Source organism: Paraburkholderia sp. JHI869 (assembly GCF_038900775.1).
Lineage (GTDB): Bacteria > Pseudomonadota > Gammaproteobacteria > Burkholderiales > Burkholderiaceae > Paraburkholderia.
Genome location: NZ_JAYMSC010000027.1, coordinates 79857 through 101166 on the forward strand (window position 1 = coordinate 79857; position 21310 = coordinate 101166).

The 21310-nt window shown below is 66.5% G+C and carries 30 protein-coding genes and 1 pseudogene; 19 read left to right on the forward strand and 12 right to left on the reverse strand.

The features are described 5' to 3' along the window. The first annotated feature begins 5 nt into the window (after positions 1 to 5). Positions 6 to 1307: an NCS2 family permease gene (locus tag VSR72_RS33210; protein ID WP_342956492.1), complete on the forward strand. Its 1302-nt coding sequence runs from the start codon at positions 6 to 8 to the stop codon at positions 1305 to 1307. 184 nt (positions 1308 to 1491) lie between these two features. Next, positions 1492 to 2025, forward strand: coding sequence for a cytochrome b/b6 domain-containing protein (locus VSR72_RS33215; protein ID WP_342956493.1), 534 nt, complete (start codon positions 1492 to 1494; stop codon positions 2023 to 2025). A gap of 101 nt (positions 2026 to 2126) precedes the next feature. On the opposite strand, the gene VSR72_RS33220 is transcribed toward VSR72_RS33215, so the two are convergent. Next, positions 2127 to 2417, reverse strand: coding sequence for a DUF1488 domain-containing protein (locus VSR72_RS33220; RefSeq protein ID WP_158759258.1), 291 nt, complete (start codon positions 2415 to 2417; stop codon positions 2127 to 2129). A gap of 354 nt (positions 2418 to 2771) precedes the next feature. Further along, positions 2772 to 2993 carry a DUF2964 family protein gene (locus VSR72_RS33225; RefSeq protein ID WP_342956494.1) on the reverse strand — a complete coding sequence of 74 codons (222 nt, stop codon included), beginning with the start codon at positions 2991 to 2993 and terminating at the stop codon, positions 2772 to 2774. A 265-nt stretch (positions 2994 to 3258) separates the two neighbouring features. Here VSR72_RS33225 and VSR72_RS33230 point away from each other — a divergent pair, with 265 nt between their 5' ends. The 3 genes from VSR72_RS33230 (at position 3259) to VSR72_RS33240 (ending at position 6750) form a co-directional block, all read left to right on the forward strand. Further along, positions 3259 to 5214: a sigma-54-dependent Fis family transcriptional regulator gene (locus VSR72_RS33230; RefSeq protein ID WP_342956495.1), complete on the forward strand. Its 1956-nt coding sequence runs from the start codon at positions 3259 to 3261 to the stop codon at positions 5212 to 5214. Between the two features lie 91 nt (positions 5215 to 5305). Then, a complete protein-coding gene (locus tag VSR72_RS33235) occupies positions 5306 to 6448 on the forward strand; it encodes a VIT1/CCC1 transporter family protein (RefSeq protein ID WP_342956496.1) in 1143 nt (380 codons plus the stop codon). Continuing rightward, positions 6445 to 6750, forward strand: coding sequence for a 2Fe-2S iron-sulfur cluster-binding protein (locus VSR72_RS33240; protein ID WP_342956497.1), 306 nt, complete (start codon positions 6445 to 6447; stop codon positions 6748 to 6750). Before VSR72_RS33235 ends, VSR72_RS33240 begins: the two co-directional genes overlap by 4 nt. A gap of 85 nt (positions 6751 to 6835) precedes the next feature. Here VSR72_RS33240 and VSR72_RS33245 read toward each other — a convergent pair whose 3' ends face one another. After that, entirely contained in the window at positions 6836 to 7126 is a 291-nt protein-coding gene (locus VSR72_RS33245) for a DUF4148 domain-containing protein (RefSeq protein ID WP_342956498.1), read from the reverse strand. Positions 7127 to 7515: 389 nt separating this feature from the next. On the opposite strand from VSR72_RS33245, the gene VSR72_RS33250 reads away from it, so the two are divergent. Continuing rightward, complete coding sequence (locus VSR72_RS33250; RefSeq protein ID WP_342956499.1) at positions 7516 to 7779, forward strand: DUF4148 domain-containing protein; 264 nt, start codon at positions 7516 to 7518, stop codon at positions 7777 to 7779. Between the two features lie 160 nt (positions 7780 to 7939). Here VSR72_RS33250 and VSR72_RS33255 read toward each other — a convergent pair whose 3' ends face one another. The 4 genes from VSR72_RS33255 to VSR72_RS33270 form a co-directional block, all read right to left on the reverse strand. Continuing rightward, the gene (locus VSR72_RS33255; protein ID WP_342956500.1) at positions 7940 to 8329 is read right to left on the reverse strand and encodes a hypothetical protein; all 390 of its coding nucleotides are present in this window, start codon (positions 8327 to 8329) and stop codon (positions 7940 to 7942) included. Positions 8330 to 8456: 127 nt separating this feature from the next. Then, complete coding sequence (locus tag VSR72_RS33260) at positions 8457 to 8651, reverse strand: YqaE/Pmp3 family membrane protein (protein ID WP_028209664.1); 195 nt, start codon at positions 8649 to 8651, stop codon at positions 8457 to 8459. A gap of 43 nt (positions 8652 to 8694) precedes the next feature. Further along, positions 8695 to 8889, reverse strand: a complete 195-nt coding sequence (locus tag VSR72_RS33265; protein WP_342956501.1) for a DUF1653 domain-containing protein — start codon at positions 8887 to 8889, stop codon at positions 8695 to 8697. Positions 8890 to 9004: 115 nt separating this feature from the next. Then, entirely contained in the window at positions 9005 to 9673 is a 669-nt protein-coding gene (locus tag VSR72_RS33270; RefSeq protein ID WP_342956502.1) for a TetR/AcrR family transcriptional regulator, read from the reverse strand. Between the two features lie 78 nt (positions 9674 to 9751). On the opposite strand from VSR72_RS33270, the gene VSR72_RS33275 reads away from it, so the two are divergent. Further along, complete coding sequence (locus VSR72_RS33275) at positions 9752 to 10375, forward strand: glutathione binding-like protein (protein WP_342956503.1); 624 nt, start codon at positions 9752 to 9754, stop codon at positions 10373 to 10375. Between the two features lie 103 nt (positions 10376 to 10478). Next, complete coding sequence (locus VSR72_RS33280) at positions 10479 to 10691, forward strand: hypothetical protein (RefSeq protein ID WP_342956504.1); 213 nt, start codon at positions 10479 to 10481, stop codon at positions 10689 to 10691. A gap of 16 nt (positions 10692 to 10707) precedes the next feature. Here VSR72_RS33280 and VSR72_RS33285 read toward each other — a convergent pair whose 3' ends face one another. Next, positions 10708 to 11433, reverse strand: coding sequence for a GntR family transcriptional regulator (locus tag VSR72_RS33285; protein ID WP_342956505.1), 726 nt, complete (start codon positions 11431 to 11433; stop codon positions 10708 to 10710). 183 nt (positions 11434 to 11616) lie between these two features. Between VSR72_RS33285 and VSR72_RS33290 the strand changes: the two genes are divergently transcribed. The 9 genes and pseudogenes from VSR72_RS33290 (at position 11617) to VSR72_RS33330 (ending at position 19198) form a co-directional block, all read left to right on the forward strand. After that, the gene (locus VSR72_RS33290; protein ID WP_342956506.1) at positions 11617 to 12936 is read left to right on the forward strand and encodes a cyanate transporter; all 1320 of its coding nucleotides are present in this window, start codon (positions 11617 to 11619) and stop codon (positions 12934 to 12936) included. A gap of 242 nt (positions 12937 to 13178) precedes the next feature. Beyond that, the gene (locus tag VSR72_RS33295) at positions 13179 to 13511 is read left to right on the forward strand and encodes a hypothetical protein (protein ID WP_342956507.1); all 333 of its coding nucleotides are present in this window, start codon (positions 13179 to 13181) and stop codon (positions 13509 to 13511) included. A gap of 409 nt (positions 13512 to 13920) precedes the next feature. Next, positions 13921 to 14619 carry an NAD(P)H-dependent oxidoreductase gene (locus VSR72_RS33300; RefSeq protein WP_342956508.1) on the forward strand — a complete coding sequence of 233 codons (699 nt, stop codon included), beginning with the start codon at positions 13921 to 13923 and terminating at the stop codon, positions 14617 to 14619. A 356-nt stretch (positions 14620 to 14975) separates the two neighbouring features. Beyond that, entirely contained in the window at positions 14976 to 15203 is a 228-nt protein-coding gene (locus tag VSR72_RS33305; RefSeq protein ID WP_342956509.1) for a transcriptional regulator, read from the forward strand. Positions 15204 to 15266: 63 nt separating this feature from the next. Continuing rightward, positions 15267 to 16187 (forward strand): ferritin-like domain-containing protein, encoded by a 921-nt coding sequence (locus VSR72_RS33310; protein WP_342956510.1) that lies wholly within the window; start codon positions 15267 to 15269, stop codon positions 16185 to 16187. 70 nt (positions 16188 to 16257) lie between these two features. Then, positions 16258 to 17712 (forward strand): indoleacetamide hydrolase, encoded by a 1455-nt coding sequence (gene iaaH, locus VSR72_RS33315; RefSeq protein ID WP_342956511.1) that lies wholly within the window; start codon positions 16258 to 16260, stop codon positions 17710 to 17712. Positions 17713 to 17724: 12 nt separating this feature from the next. Continuing rightward, a pseudogene (locus tag VSR72_RS33320) lies at positions 17725 to 18002 on the forward strand (ferrous iron transporter B); the annotation flags it as partial. A gap of 31 nt (positions 18003 to 18033) precedes the next feature. Next, on the forward strand, positions 18034 to 18306 hold the full coding sequence (locus tag VSR72_RS33325; RefSeq protein ID WP_342956512.1) for a DUF6587 family protein: 273 nt from the start codon (positions 18034 to 18036) through the stop codon (positions 18304 to 18306). 130 nt (positions 18307 to 18436) lie between these two features. Beyond that, positions 18437 to 19198 (forward strand): CDP-diacylglycerol diphosphatase, encoded by a 762-nt coding sequence (locus VSR72_RS33330; RefSeq protein ID WP_342956513.1) that lies wholly within the window; start codon positions 18437 to 18439, stop codon positions 19196 to 19198. 13 nt (positions 19199 to 19211) lie between these two features. Here the strand turns inward: VSR72_RS33330 and VSR72_RS33335 are convergent, their stop codons facing one another. Next, positions 19212 to 19718 (reverse strand): MarR family transcriptional regulator, encoded by a 507-nt coding sequence (locus VSR72_RS33335; protein ID WP_342956514.1) that lies wholly within the window; start codon positions 19716 to 19718, stop codon positions 19212 to 19214. A gap of 66 nt (positions 19719 to 19784) precedes the next feature. On the opposite strand from VSR72_RS33335, the gene VSR72_RS33340 reads away from it, so the two are divergent. After that, positions 19785 to 20261, forward strand: coding sequence for a carboxymuconolactone decarboxylase family protein (locus tag VSR72_RS33340; protein WP_342956515.1), 477 nt, complete (start codon positions 19785 to 19787; stop codon positions 20259 to 20261). A 236-nt stretch (positions 20262 to 20497) separates the two neighbouring features. Here the strand turns inward: VSR72_RS33340 and VSR72_RS33345 are convergent, their stop codons facing one another. From VSR72_RS33345 to VSR72_RS33355, 3 genes are read right to left on the reverse strand one after another with little or no spacing between them, the layout of a single operon-like run. Next, the gene (locus VSR72_RS33345) at positions 20498 to 20725 is read right to left on the reverse strand and encodes a hypothetical protein (RefSeq protein ID WP_342956516.1); all 228 of its coding nucleotides are present in this window, start codon (positions 20723 to 20725) and stop codon (positions 20498 to 20500) included. Positions 20726 to 20752: 27 nt separating this feature from the next. After that, positions 20753 to 20941 carry a hypothetical protein gene (locus VSR72_RS33350; RefSeq protein ID WP_342956517.1) on the reverse strand — a complete coding sequence of 63 codons (189 nt, stop codon included), beginning with the start codon at positions 20939 to 20941 and terminating at the stop codon, positions 20753 to 20755. A 60-nt stretch (positions 20942 to 21001) separates the two neighbouring features. Beyond that, positions 21002 to 21163, reverse strand: a complete 162-nt coding sequence (locus VSR72_RS33355) for a hypothetical protein (RefSeq protein ID WP_342956518.1) — start codon at positions 21161 to 21163, stop codon at positions 21002 to 21004. On the opposite strand from VSR72_RS33355, the gene VSR72_RS33360 reads away from it, so the two are divergent. Then, positions 21153 to 21296, forward strand: coding sequence for a hypothetical protein (locus tag VSR72_RS33360; RefSeq protein ID WP_342956519.1), 144 nt, complete (start codon positions 21153 to 21155; stop codon positions 21294 to 21296). The two genes, VSR72_RS33355 and VSR72_RS33360, sit on opposite strands and share 11 nt — an antisense overlap. Positions 21297 to 21310 lie beyond the last annotated feature (14 nt).

Below are 21310 nucleotides of genomic sequence, written 5' to 3' on the forward strand. Positions count from 1 at the left end.
TCTTCATGGACGCCATCTCACGCTATTTCGGTTTCGAAGAAGCAGGCACCAACCTGCGCACCGAACTGCTCGCCGGTTTCACCACTTTCCTCACGATGGCTTACATCATCTTCGTGAATCCGGCCATCCTCGGCGACGCCGGTATGCCGAAGGAAAGCGTATTCGTCGCCACCTGCCTCGTCGCGGCGCTCGCCTCGCTCGTGATGGGCCTCTACGCGAACTACCCCATCGCGCTCGCGCCCGGCATGGGCCTGAACGCGTATTTCGCCTATACGGTCGTGAAGGGCATGGGCTTTACCTGGCAGGCCGCGCTCGGCGCGGTGTTCATCTCCGGGTGCCTGTTCTTCATCGTCACGCTGCTGCGCGTGCGCGAAGCCATCGTCAATGGCATTCCGCATTCGATCCGGGTGTCGATCACCGCGGGTATCGGTCTCTTCCTTGCGATCATCTCGCTCAAGACTTCGGGCGTGGTGGTCGGCAGCCCGGCCACGCTCGTCGAGCTCGGCAACCTGCACGATCCGCATACGATCCTCGCGATCATCGGCTTCTTCGCGATCGTCACGCTCGACGTGCTGAAGGTGCGCGGCGCGATCCTGATCGGCATCGTGGGCGTCACGGTCCTGTCGTTTTTCTTCGGCGGCAACCAGTTCCACGGCATCTTCTCCCCGCCGCCGTCGATCGCCCCGACTTTCGCTCAGCTCGACATCAAGACCGCGCTCTCGACCGGCATCCTCAACGTGGTGCTCGTGTTCTTCCTCGTCGAGCTGTTCGACGCGACCGGCACGCTGATGGGCGTGGCGAACCGCGCGGGCCTGCTCGTGCACGGCAAGATGCACCGCCTGAACCGCGCGCTGCTCGCCGATAGCACCGCGATTCTCGCGGGTTCGGTTCTCGGCACCTCGTCGACCACGGCGTATATCGAAAGCGCCTCGGGCGTGCAGGCAGGCGGCCGCACCGGGATGACCGCGTTGACGGTTGCCGTGCTGTTCCTCGCGTGCCTGTTCGTCGCGCCGCTCGCGGGCGTGGTGCCGGGCTACGCCACGGCGCCGGCGCTGCTCTACGTCTCGTGCCTGATGCTGCGCGAACTCGCCGATCTGCCCTGGGACGACGCCACCGAAGTCGTGCCCGCCGCCCTCACGGCGCTTGTCATGCCGTTCACCTACTCGATCGCCAACGGCGTGGCGTTCGGCTTCATCTCGTATGCGGGCCTGAAGCTCCTCACGGGCCGTGTGCGCGACGTGAAACTGGTCGTGTGGATCATCGCCGCCGTGTTCCTGTTCCGGTATTTCTATCTCGGCAACGCGTAAAACGCAAAAGGGTGGCTTCGCGCCACCCTTTTTGTTTTAGCGGCCCGTTCGCCCGCAACGCGCCTCTTTTTCACTGCCGCCACCCCGCAGCATCAAACTTCCCAGCCGCATAGCTGCCCCGCGCGGCGCGTCGTCCTTATCATAGGGATCTATCGCCAGATCCCTCGCATACAGGAGCCGCCACGTGGCAACTTACCCCGCCGCAACCGAACGCTACACGAAGCCCGCCATCTTCTTTCACTGGGCCATCTTCGTGCTCGTCGCGCTCGCCTATCTCGCGATCGAGGTGCGCGGCCCCAAGGGCACGGATAGCCGCGTGCTCTGGAACAACGTGCACTTCTGGGCGGGCTCGCTCGTGCTCGCGCTCGCCGTGCTGCGCCTCGCCTGGCGTTTGTGGCGCGGCGCGCCCGCGGACATCGACTCGAACGCGCTGCTTTCGTTTCTCTCGCGGCTCGTGCATCTCGCGCTCTACCTGTTCATCTTCGTACAGCCGCTCCTCGGCATCTTGATGATCAACACCGGCGGCCATCCGGTCACGCTCGCGGGGCTCGATCTGCAGATCACGCTCGTCGGTCCCGATCCGGCCGCGCGCACGTTCCTCAAGGATGCGCACGTGCTGATCGGTAATCTCTTCTATTGGGTGATCGGGCTGCACGCGCTCGCGGCCATCGCGCATCACCTCGTCTTCCGCGACAACACGCTGCGCCGCATCATCTAGCGGCAAGGCGGCGCGCGCGTAAACGAGCGCCGCGCCCCTTGGGGCGCGGCAACAATGCGGTTGAACGCAGAGCGCCCGCCGTGCGGGCGCTTTCGAGTTGACTACGCGCTGCCGTGCGCCTGCACGAACCGCACGTAACCGCTGCGCAGCACGAGACACTGCGCACGTGTTTCGGAGAGCAAACGGCGCGCGCAAGCCTCGATGCGGTCGCGATGATGGTCGAACGCGCTGAGCATGTCTTCGGCACGCGGCGAAGCCGCCCCGAAGTGATCTTCCAGCGCCGCCGCCGTGATCAGACACTCCACCCGCTCGCCATCGATCATCGCCGGAAACGCCAAGGTCAGGTCTGGGCCCGAGTACTCGGGCACCTCATTCGGAAACATGATCTGCATGGGAGTCGCCTTTGGTGGAGGGTGAAAAGGCCGCGTTCAACCTTCCCGGACTGCCCCGGCATAGTGCCTGGGAACACCCCGATCCGGCATGCGCGGATCAACACCAACCCTCGCGAACGACCCGTTCGCGCAGGGTGATTTGATTCACTTTAGACGACTTCCTGCCGCCCGCAAGGTCGACGTTGTCACATGCCTGAAATAGCCCGCGAGGTCCTTGCCTGCGCCGCGCTTTGCGCCCTTTTTCGCGTGTGCAGCATTCGCTTGCCGTTGCGCGCACACACATCCTCCACCCCGGCCCTGCGCCAACGCGCTGCGCCGGTTGCCGCATCGCACCATGCGCGCCGCTCGAGCGCGTCAGGTTTCGCGATGCCGGTGCTGATCGAGATGTTCGAGGTCTTTCGGGTGCAGGGTGAGCATCAACACGAACGCGACGATCCCAAGAGCCACGGTCACCATTCCGGACAGCACGACGTTGTTCTCGTCGAAGATCAGTCCATCGAGTGCATACCCGAGGCCAAAGAGCGTAACGAACGTGGCGAGCAACGCCCCCACGATCCTCAATTCGCCGTGCACCATGACGAACTCCGTTATGGAGCGGGGGCGCGACGCGAATGCGCCCTCACCTTCATCATGGCACTCGCGCCGGGAAACTCAAGGTGCTTTGACGTGGCCCGACCCGGCTTCAACCCGGCTTCAACCCGGCTTCAACCCGGCTTCAACCCGAATTGGCAGCCGCCGCGTATCCTGTACCATGAACTGCCCCAGAGGCGCCGCTCGCGCATTTGCCGCACTGTTGCCATGCTGCGCCGCAGCGTAGCGCCCAAAACGACTGGAGACACGAGTGACCCGACGCCCCGTCACGCCGCACGACGCGGCCCGCGCGGACGCCATCGCGCAGGCTCACGCGCGCTCGCGCGCACTCGGGCTGCGCGCCACCGAGGCGCCCGAATTCGACGCACTGGCCGCCGCGGACCTGCGCGATCTGATCGACACGAATCGCACGCTCTATCACCAGGCGCGGCCCGTGATGGACGCCTTGCACGCGCAGATCGTCGATACGCAGAGCATGGTCTTGCTCACCGACCGCAACGGCGTGATCCTCCATAGCTTCGCTGACAGCGACTTCGTCGAGAAAGCGCAGCGTGTGGCGCTGCGCCCCGGCGTTTCGTGGGCCGAGCAGCATCGCGGCACGAATGCGATCGGTACGGCGCTCGTGGAAGGCCAGCCCACCACGGTGCACGCGGGCGAACACTTTTTGCGCGCCAATCACATCCTCACCTGCTCGTGCGCGCCGATCGCCGATCCGTACGGGCGCACGCTCGGCGCACTCGACGTGAGCGGCGAGTCGCGCGGCTTTCACAAGCACACGCTCGCGCTCGTGCGCATGTCGGCGCAGATGATCGAGAACCATCTGTTCAACACCGAATTCGCCGAAGCCATCCGGCTCCAGTTTCACGCGCGCTCGGAGTTCATTGGTACGCTGTACGAAGGATTGGCCGCCTTCTCAGCCGACGGCACCCTGCTCTGCGCGAATCGCAGCGCCCTGTTCCAGTTCGGCGCGCCGCTCGCAGAGTTACAGCAGCGCGAGTTCGCGGCGCTCTTCGGCCAGCCGTTCGCGGCGTTCATGCAGCAGCTCATGCGCGCACCCGGCGAACCGCTCATGCTCGCGCTGCCAAGCGGCGTGCGCGTGATCGCTCGCGCCACGCCCGGCGCCACCACACTTACGCGAACTGTTACGGTCGAAACGCCGCGCGCACCGTACACGCCTGCGCCCGCGGCAGCGAAAGCGCCCTGCGCCGCCGATACGACACCCCAGCCCACGCTCGCCGAACTCGATACCGGCGACGAACGGCTCGCTGCCGCCCTCCAGCGCGTGGCGCGCGTGCGAGGTCGCGATATCCCCGTGCTCGTGCTCGGCCGCACCGGCACCGGCAAGGAATGGCTCGCGCGGGCGCTGCATCGCGATTCGCCGCGCCGCGACGGGCCATTCGTCGCACTCAACTGCGCGGCGCTGCCCGACACGCTGATCGAAGCCGAGTTGTTCGGCTACGAAGACGGCGCGTTCACAGGCGCGAAGCGCCGCGGCAGCGCCGGCAAGATCGCGCAGGCGCATGGCGGCACGCTCTTTCTCGACGAGATCGGCGACATGCCGCTCGCGCAACAGGTGCGGCTCATGCGCGTCTTGCAGGAGCGCGCCGTCGTGCCGCTCGGCGGCACGCGCGCGGTGCCGGTGGATTTGCGCATCGTCTGCGCCACGCACCGCGATCTGCGCGCGATGATCGCCGAAGGCACGTTCCGCGAAGATCTCTACTACCGTATCAACGGCCTCGTCGTCACGCTGCCGGCGCTGGCCGAGCGCACCGATCTCGACGCGCTCGTGGCCCGCATGCTCGAAATCGTGCGGCGCGAGGTGCCGGGCGCGCCCGCGCGCCTCACCCCGGCCGTGCGGGCGTGCTTCGCGCGCTGCCGCTGGCCGGGCAATCTGCGTCAGCTTGCCAGCGCGCTGCGCACGGCGGCGATCATGGCCGAAGGCGAAGACGCCATCGACATGGAGCATCTGCCCGAAGACCTCATGCACGATTGCGACCCCGCGAGCGATTGCGCGGAGCCGTCCGCCGAAGCCGCGGCCGAAGCCGAGACGAGCGACACGGAACACGAACCCGCGCGCCTTTCCGTCTGGCAGTCGCGGCTCATCGAAGAAACCCTCGCGCGCCACAGCGGCAATGTTTCGGCGGCGGCCCGCGAACTCGGGCTTGCGCGCAACACGGTCTACCGGCATTTGCGTCAGCGGCGCTGAGCGAACCGGCAAGCTGGGACGTTCGAGGCGCGGCTTCTGGCCACAGCGGCGCCAGGGTAAGCTTGGTGAATCGCTTCCCGCACTGCGCCCCATGGCCTCCGCCCAGGAAATCAACCGCTTCCGGCGCAATCTCGCCGACGAACTCGACAGCGCCGCCGTCTACGACACGCTATCCGCGGTCGAGAAAGACGACGAGCGCCGCCGCATCTTCGCCGAACTCGCCGAGTCCGAGCGCGAGCACGCGAGCGTCTGGCGCGAGAAGCTCGAGGCTAACGGCGTCACGCCCCGGCCGCATCGGCGCAGTGCAAAAACGCGCCTGCTGCAAACGCTCACGCGCACGTTTGGCCCTTCGCTCGTGCTGCCCACCGTGGCTGCCGCCGAATACGCCGACCGCGACCGCTACGCGCGCGAACCCGGCGCCGAGAAGCTTTCCGCCCAGGAGCAGCAGCACGCCGCCATCGTGCAGGCGATCGTCGAGCAGAAGCGCGAGCCGGGACAAGGCAACCGCCACGGCCACGGCGAAACAATCGGCGCGGCCGAGTCGTGGCACAAGAGCGCGACCTCGGGCAACGACCTGCGCGCGGCGGTGCTCGGCGCGAACGACGGGCTCGTCTCGAACTTCTGCCTGATCATGGGTGTGGCGGGCGCGGGCAGCGTCAATCGCACGATCTTGCTCACGGGGCTCGCGGGACTCGTGGCGGGCGCGTGCTCCATGGCGCTCGGCGAGTGGCTCTCGGTGACCAACGCGCGGGAGCTTGCGCGCACGCAACTCGCGAAGGAAGCCGACGAACTCGAGCACACGCCCGACGCCGAACGGCACGAGCTCGCGCTCATCTATCAGGCGAAGGGCGTCGAGCCCGAAGAAGCGCGCCGCGTGGCCGCCCAGATCATGCGCAACAAGGACGAGGCGCTCAATACGCTCGCGCGCGAGGAGCTTGGCATCGACCCGAAGGAGCTGGGCGGCAATCCGTGGTCGGCCGCCGCCGTGTCGTTCTGCCTCTTCTCGCTTGGCGCGGCGTTTCCGACCGCACCGTTCCTGTGGGCGCACGGCGTCACGGCGATCGCGCAGTCGATTGCGTTGAGCGCGTGCGGGCTCGCCCTCGTCGGCGTGTTCACGTCGCTCTTCAATGGGCGCAGCGCAACGTTCTCGGCATTCCGGCAGATTGTGATCGGGCTCGCCGCGGCGGCGTTCACGGCGGGCGCGGGGCGGTTGCTCGGGGTATCGCTTTCATGAGCGACATGAGCCACGAATCCGTGCCTGTCGTCCGCGTGGAGCCGCTTGGGCGCAGCTTCGAAGCGCCGCCCGAACTGACCTTGCTGGAAGCGGCGGCGTTCGAGGGCATCCGTCTGCCGCGCATGTGCCGCAACGGCACCTGCCGCGCCTGCATGTGCCGCGTGATGAGCGGCGAAGTGAGCTTCACGATCGAATGGCCCGGATTGAGCCGCGAGGAAAAGGCCGAGGGCTATGTGCTGACCTGCGTGGCCGTCGCGCGCACGGATCTCGTGCTCGACGTGCCGGAAGCGGAAGCGATGTAGCGGCTACAGAATGCAGAGCCCAGATGCGAAACGGCCCGCGAAGCGAACTCGCGGGCCGTTTTTTATCTTGTCACTGCCGACAGGCTTACTGGCCGCCGAAGTACACCGATTGCGGACCGGTGCGCGCCGCTTCCGACACGTAGCGAGCACCCGCAACCGACGTCGAGTTGCTCACGCCGCCGAACGAGCCATCCGTCTGGGCGACGGGCGCGGCCGTCTGGGTGGCGACTGCAGCCTGGTTGCGGCTCGTTTGCTGGAATTCGACGAGTTGCTCGCGCACTTGCTCGCGGGTCAGACCTTGATCGGCTTGAGCGAAAGCGGCCAGCGGAGCGGCCAGGGCAACAGTAAGGGCAACAGCCTTGAGAAGCGACTTCATGATGACAACCTCCGGAATTATTTAACGTCGATGCGCGACAACGGTACACATCGTGTCGTGCTCGGCCGGCTCGCTGCGATTCGCCGCAACGGCCGACTGTGAGTGGATTCTAGGCAAGCGCCCCGGGCGGATACAGACCGATTCAGGCGAATTGGAATTACGGATTTAGCAACAATCCGGCGGGCATTTAGGGCCGGATTATCTGTGGCCTTCTTTCCTTATTGCAGGCGCGCGGCGCAATACTTCAGGAGATTTCAAACCCGATTGTTGTCGTCAGGAGAACACTGAATTCGTTTTCTAAGTATTTACCCTGACCCTCCGACCACATACATTGTCGCCATGGGCCACGCAATGCGATGGCTTCTCACAAAAGATATCGGAGGTTCGTCATGAAGTCGTTTCTGAAGGCAGCTGTGCTTGCCGCTATCGTCGCCGTACCCGCCGCTGCGTTCGCACAGGCGCAAACCCAGCAACAACCCGTGACCCGCGCCGAAGTTCGCGCCGACCTCGCGCAGCTGCGCGCCGCCGGCTACGACCCGAGCGACTGGATTCACTACCCGGAAAACATTCAGGCTGCCGAAGCCAAGGTCGCTGCGCAGCGCGCGACGGCATACGGCCCGTCGACGAACGGCACGTCGCAGTCGAGCCAGTAAGTTCGCGGCAACCCCGGCTGTGACGCCGGGTTCCCGTGCAAAGCATCAGGCCCGCCCTCGTGAGAGTGGCGGGCCTGATTCGTTTTGCAGCGGATGCGCCGCAAGGGGCGAATAGCGGGCGGGTCATGAAAGCCGCGCCAGTGCGCGCGACAAGCCCGCGTCAACGGCCGCCGCCTCCGTGACCGCCTCCGCCATGACCACCACCGCCGTGGCCGCCGCCATGGCCTCCGCCGCCGGGGCCGCCTCCATGATTGCCGCCCGGCGGCCCCCAGGGTCCGCCGTGTCCACCGCCGTGACCGCCAGGGCCGCCACCGTGCCAGCCACCTCCGCCGCCGTGCCAGTCGCCGCCGTGATAGTCGCGACCGCCGCCACCGCCCCAGACGCCGATGTTGACGCTGCCATAGGCCGGCGCATAGCCCGGCGCGTAGCCGCTGTAATAACCGGTGGAGTACGGCTGGCCATAGCCGCCGGAGCCATAGTCGTAGCCGGGGCCCACCGCACAGCCGGCCAGGAGCGCGATAGCGCCCGCCGTGAGAACGAACTTGAACATTGCCAATCTCCTTTCTATCTGTAAGAAAGGAGAATCAGCGTTAAGTTCTTATTGAATTGTGAGCGTGGATTACCGTTTCCCCGACGGAAGCCGCCTGTACGCGGCGCACACGCACCGACCGCGCGATTTAGCCGCGGCGGCCGAGCGCGTCCTCTATTTTCCGGTCGGTCTTGTACTGGCTGAGCGAGTACACGGCCCAGATCGCGGCCGGAATCCAGCCGATTAGCGTGATCTGCAGGATCAGGCAGACGATGCCCGCAATCGGACGCCCAATGGTGAAAAACAGGAGCCAGGGCAAGATCAGCGCAATCAGTAAACGCATTCGGCGAAACCTCTAAAGCGTAGAAAAACGAGTGTGAATGGAATCAGTTGACGGGCGCGAAGCGCGGCACGAGGCCGCCCTCGTACTCGACGAGTTCGAAGAACACGGTGGAGGGTCGCGTCCAGATCGTGCCGTTCGCCGCACGATACACAATCATCGTGACAGTCGGATCCGATTCGAGCGTCGCTTCGCAAACCAGTTCGTAAATGCCACCCTTGTAGTGCCTGTAACGCACCATCGTGTTCCCCTCGTCGAGTGCGCAAGCCGTCCTTGCGCGACTGCGCCAGTGTAACAAGGGAAAGCGGCGGGCGGACCCGTGCCGCGGGTGCTGTCGAGCCGTGTTCAGCGTCGCGTCACTTCGCGCGCCGCCGCGCGGGACGCGCATCGGCCGCGATCGGCGCTTCGCCACAGATCAGCGCGACGCCCGCCACTGCCATGGCGCGCAGCGAGGCCCGCGAATCGCCGGCCCGCGCGCGCAGCGCCATGCTGTGCAATAGCGCAGAGGCCAGGCGCGCGAACATCGGCACGTTCGCATCGGGCGGCAACTCGCCCTTCGCGAGCGCCACGCGCAGGCGTCGCTCGAACGCCTTGTCGAACGTGCGCAAGCCCGCGGCGAGACGCTCGCGTACTGCGTCGTCGTTGACGGCTTCCACCGCCGCCGTGCCGATCAGCAGGCAGCCGCGCGCCGCGTCGTGCGCCGGCAAATACCAGCCGAGCGCGCCGTCGAATACGCGCATCAGCGCGTCGCGCAGCGGCAATGCGCTGTCGAGCGCCGACTCCATCGCCGATCGCCCGGCTTCTACGTAGCGCTCCATGGTTTGCAGATACAGCGCGTGCTTGTCGCCGAATGCGCCATAGAGGCTTGGCCGGTTCATTCCAGTCGCTTCGCTCAAGTCGTCGAGCGATGTGCCTGCGTAACCGTTGCGCCAGAACGTATCGCGCGCGCGGGCGAGCGCCTCTTCCGGATCGTAGGCGCGCGGGCGTCCACGCGGGCGGCTATTCTTTTTTGTACTGGATTGCATATAAATATTGGATCGGCGATTTTTGTTCACTATAGTACAAAAATTCGAAAGCCCCGATAAATGCAATGGAGGATGACGATGGATCTGTATTTCGCCCCGCTGGCATGCTCGCTCGCCACGCGCATCGCGCTCTACGAGGCAGGCGCGCAGGCACGCTACATCCAGGTCGATACGCTCACGAAGCAGCTCGCCGAAGGCGGCGACTTCTTCGCCGTCAACGCACTTGGCCAGGTGCCGGTCCTGCGCGAGGACGACGGCTGGACGCTCACCGAAAACTCGGCGGTGTTGCCGTGGGTCGCCGACCGTTTTCCCGAAGCACGGCTCGCGCCGCCAGCGGGCACGCGCGAGCGTGCACGTTTGCAGCAATGGCTGGGCTTCATCGGCACCGAACTGCACAAGGCCGTGTTCGTGCCGCTGCTCGGCAAGGATGTGGACGAGGCCGTCAAGGAATATGCCCGCGGCAAGATCCCGCGCCGCTTCGACTTGCTCGCGCATCATCTCGAAGCGCGCACCTTCCTGCTCGACGAATTCAGCGTAGCGGACGCCTATCTCGTGACCGTACTGAATTGGGCGCCGTATGTGGGCATCGATGTGTCGCAATGGCCTGCCATCGCGACCTATGCGCAACGCGTGCGCGAGCGGCCTGCTGTTGCGCGGGCCATCGCCGAGGAGTACGAGATCTTCAAGCGCACGCGGCACTAAGGCGCGCGAGCCGGGCATCTTTGCCCGCCCGGCAAGCGCTTTTTTGTCGTGCTTTTTTGTCGTGAGATAACGTTGCGGTCGCCACATTCGCCGGAGCCGCACCATGGCCACGCTCGAAGCCTTGCGCATCGTCCTCGACGATCCGCATACGCCCGAAATCATCCGCAATCACGTTATCGATTCATTGCAGTACGCGCTGCGCAATCATGGCCAGGTGTTCGCCGCGAAAGAGGTCGAATGGCTCGCCACGTGGGACGATGCGCGCATTCCGCTCGCGGCTTCGAAGGAGTTGCGCAGGCGTGTAGGCCAAGGCTGACGCGCACCCTGCACGTTCAACCGTTCGCAATCTCCGCGAACACCGCCTTGAGGTCGCGCCCAGCGCGCGCACGCGCCTGCTGCACCACCCGCTCCTCCAGCTCGCCCAGATGCGCGCGCATCGTCGCGAGCGCCGCCGCCAGGTCCCCGGCCTCGAGCGCCTCGATGATCTGCGCGTGCTCGTCGGGCGCGCACATCGACGCCTTCGACGGATCGAACAACGCCTTGTAAAGCTCCGTTTTCGCGACCAGTTGCGCTAGCGCTTCCACGAGCGCGTCGCCGCCCGCCTGCTCCGTCAGCAGCAGATGGAACTGGCCCGCGAGGCGCACCGCTTCGTCCACCCGCGCTTCGCGCAACGCCTTCTTCTCGCTGCGCACATGGGCCGCGAGCTTGCGCCGCATCGCGGCGTCGAGCGCGCCGCACAGGCTCACCATCACGCCGGCTTCGGCCACCTGGCGCGCGCGGTACACGGCGCGTATGTCGTCCTCCGAGGGCGACGGCACGAACGCGCCGCGATTGGGTTCGAGCACGAGCTTGCCCTCGTAGCCGAGGCGCGCCAGCACCTTGCGCAGCGCGCCGCGCGTGCAGCCGAACGCCGCCGCGAGTTCGCGCTCCACCAGTTGCTGGCCCGGCGCGAGCTTGCCCTCGAGCAGCGCGGAAGAAATCGACGCATAGACATGCGCTTCGACATCGGACGGTTCGTCGGTGTCGCGGGGCGGGGCGAGGCGGGAGGATTGGGCCATGGAAACGCGCGCTAGCTGGGTCGGGTCGCTGGGTCAGGTGGCATTGTAGCGAGCGGCATGGCGAGACGATATAGACCCGCGCCCATACTCGAACGCCCATGCCGGGGATAGCGCAGCCCGCCAGATTGTTGACAATTATTTTGTATAATGGTCAACCATACGGCAGTAAAAAGGTTGACCGCATTGAACCCTCAAACCCGCTCCATTCGTTCCCAGACGCCGCCCGGCGAGACGGCCAGCGCGCTTGCGTGGTATGCCGCGATCGTCGCGATCGGCCTGAATCTGCGGCCGCTGCTCACCTCGATCAGCCCGCTCATGACGACCATTCGCCACGACACCGGCCTGAGCTTCTACGGCGCTTCGCTGCTCACGAGCCTGCCCGTCGTCGCGATGGGGCTAGGCGCGTTCGGCACCGGCCTGCTCGCGCGCCGGCTCGGCGAGACGCGCGGCGTCGCGCTCGGCCTCGTGGCGATTGCCGCGGCCTGCGCGGCCCGCGCGTTCGCCGCGAGCGGCGGCGCGCTCATGCTCACGGCAGCCGCGGCCGGCGCGGGTGTCGCGGCCATCCAGGCGCTGCTGCCCGCCGTCTTGAAACAACGCTTCGCCGCGCGCGTGCCGCTCGCAATGGGACTGTTTTCCGCGTCGATCATGGGCGGCGGCGGGCTCGGCGCGAGCCTGAGCCCGCTCGTCGCGCGCATCGCCTGTTCGTGGCATGCGGGGCTCGCCGTGTGGGCGCTGCCCGCGCTCGTCGCGCTCGCGATCTGGGGGGCATTGAATGGCGGGTTTGGCGCAGGTGCGCGCGCGCGGCAGGCCGCCGCCGCGCCTTCGCAGGAGCACGCCAACGCGGCAACGGCGCCGGTCTGGCGCAAGCGCCGGGCATGGACGCTCGGCCTGCATTTCGGTCTCGTCAACGGCGGCTATACGAGTCTCGTCGCCTGGCTGCCCGCTTATTACCAGCAGCACGGCGCGAGCGTGGAAACGAGCGGCTCGCTGCTCGCCGCGATGACGGTGTTTCAGGCCGCCAGCGCGCTGCTCCTGCCGCTGGCCGCGGCGAAGTTCACGGATCGTCGCCCGTGGCTCGTTCTCGGCCTGTGCGCTCAGGTGTTCGGCGTGATCGGCCTCGCCGCCTGGCCCGAGGCCGCACCGCTGCTGTGGGTCGCGGCGGCGGGAGCGGGGCTCGGCGGCGTGTTCTCGGTCACGCTCGTCACCGCGCTCGACCATTCGGCCGACCACCGCGTGGCCGCGCGCCTCGTCGCCTTCATCCAGGGTCTGGGCTTCGTGATCGCCGCGCTCGCCCCCATCGTGGCCGGGCGCGTGCGCGACCTCACGGGCGGCTTTACCGGCGCATGGATCATGCTCGCCGTTTCGATCAGCGCGATGATCGCGCTCACGCTCGCGTTCTCGCCGCGCAGCTACGGCCGCTGGCTCGGCGCCCACGGCCCGTCCGCGTCTGGCACAACCGCGGACGGCGCAGCCGTGCAGACCCGGACCGCGCTCGACGCTTGAGCCTCCCGCCCACGTCATTTTGAGCACCGGCGCAAGGCCGGGATGGCGCCGCGCCGGGCCACGGCGCGCCCATGCAACACATCGCCCAACGCACGTCGTGAAACGTTTGCATAAGCGGCTGTATGAATGTACAGTGCGTGCAGCCTTCCGTGCCGCCCGGTCGCCGTACCGGGTCACGTCGCCCCATCGCACCTCGCTGCATGGCGCGGCCCCGGCCGGAACATCGAAACGGAGAACACGACGTGCGATTCTTCATCACGGGGACCTTGCTGGGCGTCCTCGCGTCCACCGCGGTCGCCGGGGAACATTACATCGAGATCTGGAATCCGCCGGAAGCGCGTACGCCCTCGGCGCACGCGGGCAATGCCGGCAAGAAGGCGCATCACGGCACGAAGCGCAAGCTCGCCTCCGCCGACAAGCTCACCACACGCAAGGTCGCCGAACCGGCCGTGCGCGCGCCCGCGCCCACGCTGCCGGCAACGCCGGGCGCCCCCGCGCGCACCGCGCCAGGCAACGGGACACTCCCGGAAATTCCGCCGCAAATCGGTCCCGACGGCAACGTGCTCACGGTCTGAGCCAGCGCGGCGCCACGTTAAGCCGCACCTCGCATGACATAACGCGCGGCAAGAAAGCGCCGCGATCACGGCCTCCAAGGCCTCGAAGCTCCCCCACTTTGCGTCTCCAGAAAAAAAACAGCCCCGTCACCGGAGAAGTGCGGGGCCGAATCCCATGTCAAGGAGATGTCATGGAGGAGACGGCTTCATCTTAGCCATGGGCCATCGCGCGCCCAACCAATGGTTTCGCATATGCATTTCGGGCCGCGTGGCGCAGCCCAACGTAGCGCTGCGGGCATATGGATAGAACAAAAAGTCGTTTCGCGCCGCGCGCCGCGCTCTCTAAGATGACCCTTTCCAGCCTTTCGGCTTCGCGGCTGCGTGGCCGGCCACGCGCGAGCCAGGCCTCATCGCATTTCAGGGAGCCCCCTTGAGCCTTTCCGATTCGCAACGCCGCCCGCTCGTGGTGGGCATCGGCGGCACCACGCGCGCCGCCTCGTCGACTGAGCGCGCGCTCGCTTTCGCGCTGCGCGGCGCTGAAGAAGCCGGTGCGCGCACACAATTGTTCGGCGGCACATTCCTGCACACGCTGCCGCACTACGCGCCCGAAGACCCCGCTCGCACCGACGCCCAACTCGAGCTGATCGAAGCCGTGCGCGCCGCCGACGCCGTCATCATCGCGACGCCCGGCTACCATGGCGGCGTTTCCGGGCTCGTGAAGAACGCGCTCGACACGCTCGAAGAGCTGCGTGCCGACGACCGCCCCTACCTGGACGGCCGCGCCGTGGGCTGCGTCGTCACGGCCTACGGCTGGCAGGCCGCGGGTTCGGTGCTGACTTCGCTGCGCTCGATCGTGCACGCGCTACGTGGCTGGCCCACGCCCTTCGGCGCGGGCATCAACACGCTCGAGACGCGCTTCGAGAGCGCGCAGCAGTGCTCCGACGCGAAAGTCGCGGAACAGCTCGCCACGGTCGGCCGCCAGGCGGCGCAGTTCGCGCTCGCGTTCGGCGGCCAGGGCGTGGGCCTCGCACATCACACGACGCCGCTCGCGAGCGCCGTGAACAGCGTTGGCGGCGCGCAGGCCGCCAACGCGCCGCGCACCGAAAAGCGCCTGAGCCTCGCTGTCTGACGCGCTGCCCGGCCTCTAGGCTGTGCCCACCCGCGCGCCGCCGCGCGCGCGGGGGCGGGAAACGTTCCCTAACGCACATTGCCGGCGGCGCGCGGCGCGCATCGCGTGCGCCATCCCACAGACGCTGCATAGCGTCCGGTCCACATTGAAGCCGGATTCACCCTCGCCTCATCCGGATCATTCTGCTGACCGTTCCAGGCCACTCGTGATTTGCTTGCGACGAATGATTGGTTCCATCGACACGGGGCGGTCCGTACGCTGGTTCGTGTCGGCACAGTGAGTGGACAGCAAAGCACACGCGCCACCCAACAAGAGAACCCGAGCAAATCAGCAGTCGATCAGCAGGAAGCGCGGCCATGAACACACCATTACGCTACAAAGGCTACGTCGTCGCCCCAAGCGCCCAACAGCTCCCGAACGGCCTCTTCGCCGCCAATCTCACCATTGGCACGCTAGCGGGCGCGCAACCGGGGATGCAACATTCGTTCGACGAACTCGATTACTTCTTCGAAGAAAGACACGCGCTCGCGTACGCCTGCCGCTGGGCGCGCATGTGGATCGACCAGCACCGCCGCTGCGCGTGAGCGCGCATGCTTCCTTACGGTTGTGACAGAATAGGAGTCATACCCCGTTCTCTGTAGATGCTCATGTCCGAAACGTTGACGCATCCGGACGAAGGCTCAGCCTTCATCTCCGAACAGGACGCCGCGCTGCGGCGCTGGACTCACGCCACGCCAGGGCCTATCAAAATCGGATCGGACGAACACCGCAAGATGTTCTGCCGCATGCTGCTCGATACCCACGATCCGTATCGCCCCGCCGTGCTCGACTGGCCAAAGCTCGAGCCCGACGCGCTCAGCCGCCTCACGTCGCTGCCGATCTGGGACATGGCCGTGCAGACCGAAGGCCGCGCCACCATCCGCGTGAAGACTTACGCGCAAACCCTGAGCGACCCGCTGCTGCGCGAGGCAATCGAAATGGACGGCGCCGAGGAAGCGCGCCACAAGGTCGTGCTCACGAATCTCGTGCAGGCCTATGGCATCGAACTTGCGCCTGAACCCGCATACCCGCCGCCCAAAAAGGCGGAATGGGCGTGGATGTTCACCGGCTATAGCGAGTGCATCGACAGCTTCTTCGCGTTTGGCCTCTTTCGCTCGGCGCAGCGCTCGGGCTTTTTCCCGGCAGATCTCGTCGAAACCTTCGAGCCGGTGATCCAGGAAGAGGCCCGCCATATCCTCTTCTTCGTGAACTGGGTGGCGTGGTATCGCAAGACCATGCCCTGGTGGCGCAGGCCGTGGCACTCCGTGCGCGTAGTCGCCATCTGGTTCATGCTGGTATGGGAGCGGCTCGCTATCGCGCGAGGCATCGACGCCGATGGCCACGCGCGCGACTCGAACTTCCTGCCCGCGAACCGCGAGGTGCTGGGCGACTCGCTCGCACCGCGCGAGTTGATCGAACTCTGCCTCGCGGAGAACGACGCGCGCATGAGCGGCTACGACGCGCGCCTCTTGCGGCCAACGTTCGTGCCCACGCTCGCACGCTTTGCGCTGCGCCTGTTGAAGAAGTAGCGCCATACCGTATCACGCGCGTATCGCGCGTTGTTGGCATGGCTGCCTGGATGCACGAGGAGAACGCTGCATGACATGGACCGTCGACCAGCAACTGGATTTGAGCGCGACGCAAGCCGTCGAGGCCATCCACGCTGGACAACTGAAGGCCGCCGACTACGTCGCCACGCTGCTCGCGCGCGCGCAGGCGCTTTCCAACCTCAACGCGCTGACCGTGCTCGACGTGGAAGGCGCACTCGCCTGCGCGCAGCGTATCGACGCGCTCGGTGCAAACGAGCGCGCGCGTCTGCCGCTCGCCGGGTTGCCCGTGGTCGTGAAGGACAACATCAATACGCGCGGCCTGCAGACCTCGGCGGGCACACCCGCGCTCGAAGGCTTCGTGCCCGCGCGCCACGCGCCTTCGGTGCAGCGCCTCGTCGATGCCGGCGCGATCTTGCTCGGCAAAGCCAACATGCACGAGCTGGCGTTCGGCATCACCAGCACGAATCTCGCGCCGCATGCGGGGCCCGTGCGCAACCCCTGGGACCCCGAACGAATTCCCGGCGGCTCCTCGGGCGGCACGGCGGCTGCCATTGCGGCGCGCATCGTGCCCGCGGGACTCGGCACCGACACGGGCGGCTCCACGCGCATTCCCGCCGCGCTGTGCGGCATTGTCGGCTTGCGTCCCAGTGTTGGCGATGGCGGCACGCAACGCCGCTATCACGACCCGCAAGCCGTCGTGCCGATCAGCCATACGCGCGACACGGTCGGGCCGATGGGCCGCACGGTAGCCGATGTCGCGCTGCTCGACGCCGTGATTACGGGGCACGGTCCGCTCTCGCCGGCCGCCGTGACGAATCTGCGCATTGGGCTGCCCGCGCCGCTGTGGGAAGGTCTCGAAGCCGCGCTTGAAGACGTGGCGCGCGCCGCGCTCGCGAAGCTCGAAGCCGCGGGCGTCACGCTCGTGCCGGTCGAAATGAGCGAGCTGCTCGCGCTAAACGACCGCGTGAGCTACGCCATCGCGCTGCACGAGCCGATCGACGACCTCACTGCGTGGCTCGTGGCGAATCACGCGCCGGTGCAAACCGTGGCCGAGGTCGCCGCGCGCATCGCGAGTCCCGACGTGCGCGCAGCGTACGACGCCGTGCTGGCCGACGCACGCGGCGGCGACTACCACGTTGCGATGACGGTGTGGCGGCCGCGCCTCCAGCAGTTGTACGCCCAGACTTTTGCCGCTAGCGGCCTCGACGCGCTGCTCTTTCCCACGACGCGGCTCGCCGCGGTGCCGATCGACGAGATGAACGGTTCGTCGCGCGTGTCGATCGACGGCGCGGCGCCGATCGATGAGATGGAGGCGTATTTGCGCAACACCGATCCTGCGAGCAACGCCGGCATTCCGGGGCTCGCGCTGCCCGCGGGCCTGATCGACGCGCGCTTGCCAGTCGGGCTCGAACTCGACGGACCGGCCGGCGGCGACCGCAGGTTGCTTGCGATCGGTCTCGCGTTCGAAGCGATTCTGGGGACGCTGCCTGCGCCCGAGATTTGAGCGGACTGTCGCGCGACGCTGCCCGCCATCGACTACTCCATCGCCGGCTATCTGGGCCGCGCGCGAAACGGCGGTGGCCGCGCTCGGCCACACGCTCGCGCAGAACTTCTCGCTCGCCAGCGCCCATCTCGCTGATGATGTGGTTCGCGTTCGCGCCGCAATGCATGTCCACGCTCGCCGTGATTCGCCGCGAAACGCGCTCGTGGCGCGCCGTCGTAGTGTCGTTCGGCTACATGTTCGTCGTGGCTTATGCGGCGTCGTTCGCCACGTATCAGATCGCGAGGCACTGAGTATGAATGCCGGACTCGTGCGCAATACGCCGTGATCGCACTGCTCGTCGCCGCGAGCTTCGTCTATACACTGCGCAAGCTCGCGCCGAAAACGGCCTCGCGCGTGCAGGCCGCCCTGCCCGCTACCCTGTTGCGTCCACAACGTAATGCATTCGCGCAGCGCCTCGGGCGCTTCGTGCAGCCCAAAGGCGCGACCGGCGATTGCGGCGACGGCTGCGGCACCTGCGGCACGCGTGGACCCACGCCAGCGGCAACGGACACATCGAGCGCGCAGCCGGTCGCGTTTCATCCGCGCCGCAAGTAAGCGACTGTCACGGGCATTGCGCTACACTGCGCGCTGAATTGCGTCACACTACGCGCCGCGGCGCGCTCGATCGACTGAACCCGGACCCTTCGTGCCGATGCGATCCTTACGCCTTGCCCCATTCATGCGGATGTCCCGGCTTGCCGTCTCCACGACGGCAGTCATTGCGCTCGCCGCCACCGGCGCCTGCGTGCGCCTCTCCGCGGTCGACTCCGACGGTCTCTGGAAAGTCGTGGGCGGCCAGTGCGTGCCGAACATGCGCGACAGGGGCCAGCCAGGCCCCTGCACCACCGTCGACTTCCAGAAGCGCTATGCCGTGCTCAAGGACATTGCCGGGCGCGCGCAGTATCTCGTGATTCCCACCGACCGCGTGGCCGGCATCGAGAGCCCCGAGATTCTCTACGGCGGCGCACCGGAGTACTGGGTAGGCGCATGGGGAGCGAAGCGCTTCGTGGAAGCAAAGCTCGGCATGCCGCTCGCCGGCAACCAGCTCGGCATCGAGATCAATTCCTCCGAGCGCCGCACGCAGAATCAACTGCACATTCACGTCGATTGCATGCGCCCCGACATGACGAAAGCGCTCGCACCGTATGGCGATATCGCACCGGGCACATGGCGCTGGACCTCGCTCGACGGCTCGCGCTACCGCGTCACGCGCGTAACGAGCCTTTCCGACCGCGACAATCCGTTTCGCGTGGTCGAGCGCGATCTCGGTCCGAATCAGACCATGGCCATGCAGACGATACTCGTGACAGGCGCGGGCCCCGATGCGCAGCGCAATGGCTGGCTCGTCGTGAACAGCGGGCTCGATGTGGATGGCGGGACCGGCACGGCGGAAGGCCTGCTCGACCATTCGTGCAGCCTCGCGCAAGAGAAAAGCGCCTCGCAGTAGCAGGCGATAGCACTTAGCCCGCTTCGTCCTCGCGCGCGACGCTCACTAGCCAGCGGCGTATCACCTGCTCCTCTTCGGCCGTGAAGCCTGTGGCCATGCGCGCCTCCAGCTTCTTCACGCGCGTGCGGCACTGCTTGAGCAGCGCCTCGCCCTCATCGGTTACGTCGATCTGCTGAATGCGCCCATGCACCGCGTGAGGGCGACGCACGATCGCGCCGCCGCGCTCCAGATTCGCGACGATCACGCTCACTGTTTGCGGCGTGAGCGCCGCGAGCCGCGCGAGATCGGCGCCCGAAATGCCGGGGTAGGCGGCAAGCATGGTCAGCACCACGAATTGCGGCGGCGTGATGCCGAGATCGTCGAGCGCCCGCTCCATGCGCAAACGGTGCGCCGCGCCCGCCTGGCGCAGCAGGTAGCCGAAATAACCCGCCTCGCCGCGCTTGCCCTCGCCGACCTCGGGAATGGCGCTCGTGTGCTCGCCCCGCTTCACGTCCAGGTCTTTCTTTGCTGTCTTGCGCATGATGTCAGAGTTCGAATATGATGTTCGTGCTCTGATATTAACGGCCAAACTTCGCGAGGTCCAGTCATGTCCAGCACATCTACCCGCATTGCTTACGAAACTTTCGTGCGCGACGCCGCCCCCGTGGCCGCCGCGCTCTCCGCCATGAGCAAGGCCGTCGACGCTTCCGGGCTCGAAAAGCCGCTCACCGAGCTGCTGAAGATCCGCGCTTCGCAAATCAACGGCTGTGCATTCTGCATTCAGTACCACCTCAACATCGCGCGGGAGAAAGGCGTGCCGCGCGTCAAGCTCGATCTCGTGGCCGCATGGCACGAGGCGCCGGAATGCTTCAGCGAGCGCGAACGCGCGGCACTGTCTTACACGGAAGCGTTGAGCGCGAAGCTTCATGAAGGCGTGAGCGATGCACTCTACGAGGACGTGGCGCGGCAATTTCCCGGCGAGCAGATGGCATTCTTGACCGCCGCCGTGGCGAATATCAACGCCTGGAACCGCATTGCCGTGGCGCTGCGTTTTGTGCCGCCCGTGCGCGACGAAGCAGGCTGAGAGCGCGCCGAGGAAAGGAAAGGAAAGGTAAGGATTGCACGAGTTTCTTACCTGAATCCTTTCCACCAATTACAAAGCCGCCCCCCACGGCGAAAGACGACATACGATTGCGCCGACTGAGAGGCCTGACCAGCCTTCTCGGTCAGGAATCGACCATATCGCACATTCACCGGGGGGTTAAACATGTCGATAAGCGCGTTATCCAGCTCCAACTCATTGTTTTCAACCTGGGCGGCTTACCAGGCAGACGGGCAAACCACGAGCAACAGCCAGATGTCGGGCATGCCCATGGCATCGGACGCCTCGTCGGACTCGAACAACATCAATCCGCTCGCTGCCGCGATCGCCTCGGCACTCTCGGCGCTCGGCTTCACCATGGACAGCACAGCCAGCGCGTCCGCGGCCACCACGAGTTCCGATTCTTCGTCGAGCACTACCGATTCGACGTCGAGCACGTCGTCCACGTCGCCCGATGCGCTTGCCGCCGCGCTTCAGCAATTCCTCGGCGCGCTTTTCCAGGCCGCCGCGCAACAGAGCGGCATCACCTCGACGGGCACGGACAGCAGCAGCGACAGCAGCGCGGTTTCGTCAGCAAGCGCGACGTCCGCAACGACCGCGGCTGCGAGCGCGACCGCCAGCACGTCTTCCACGTCGTCCACGTCGAGCAATACGAGCGACACGACCACTGCAGCCGCGATGATGCCGCCTCCTCCTCCGCCTCCGCCCTCGTCGGCAGGTGGTTACGGCAGCGATCTCGCTTCGGCGATCTCGAACCTCGCGCAGTCGCTTTCGTCGGCTTCGAGCAGCACGTCATCCGATTCGAGCACGGCAAGCGGCTCATCGAGCAGCAGCAGTTCGGACAGCGAATTGACGTCCGACTTCCAGAACCTCTTGACGGCCATGGGCGCCTCGTCGAGCAGTTCGTCGAGCAGCACGACGTCCGAGCTTCAGCAATTCCTCACGACGCTCGCGAGCAACCTGCAGCAACAGGGCTCGGGCGCGGCGAGCGGCCTGTTCGTTAGCACGACGGCTTGACCCCGTACGTCAAC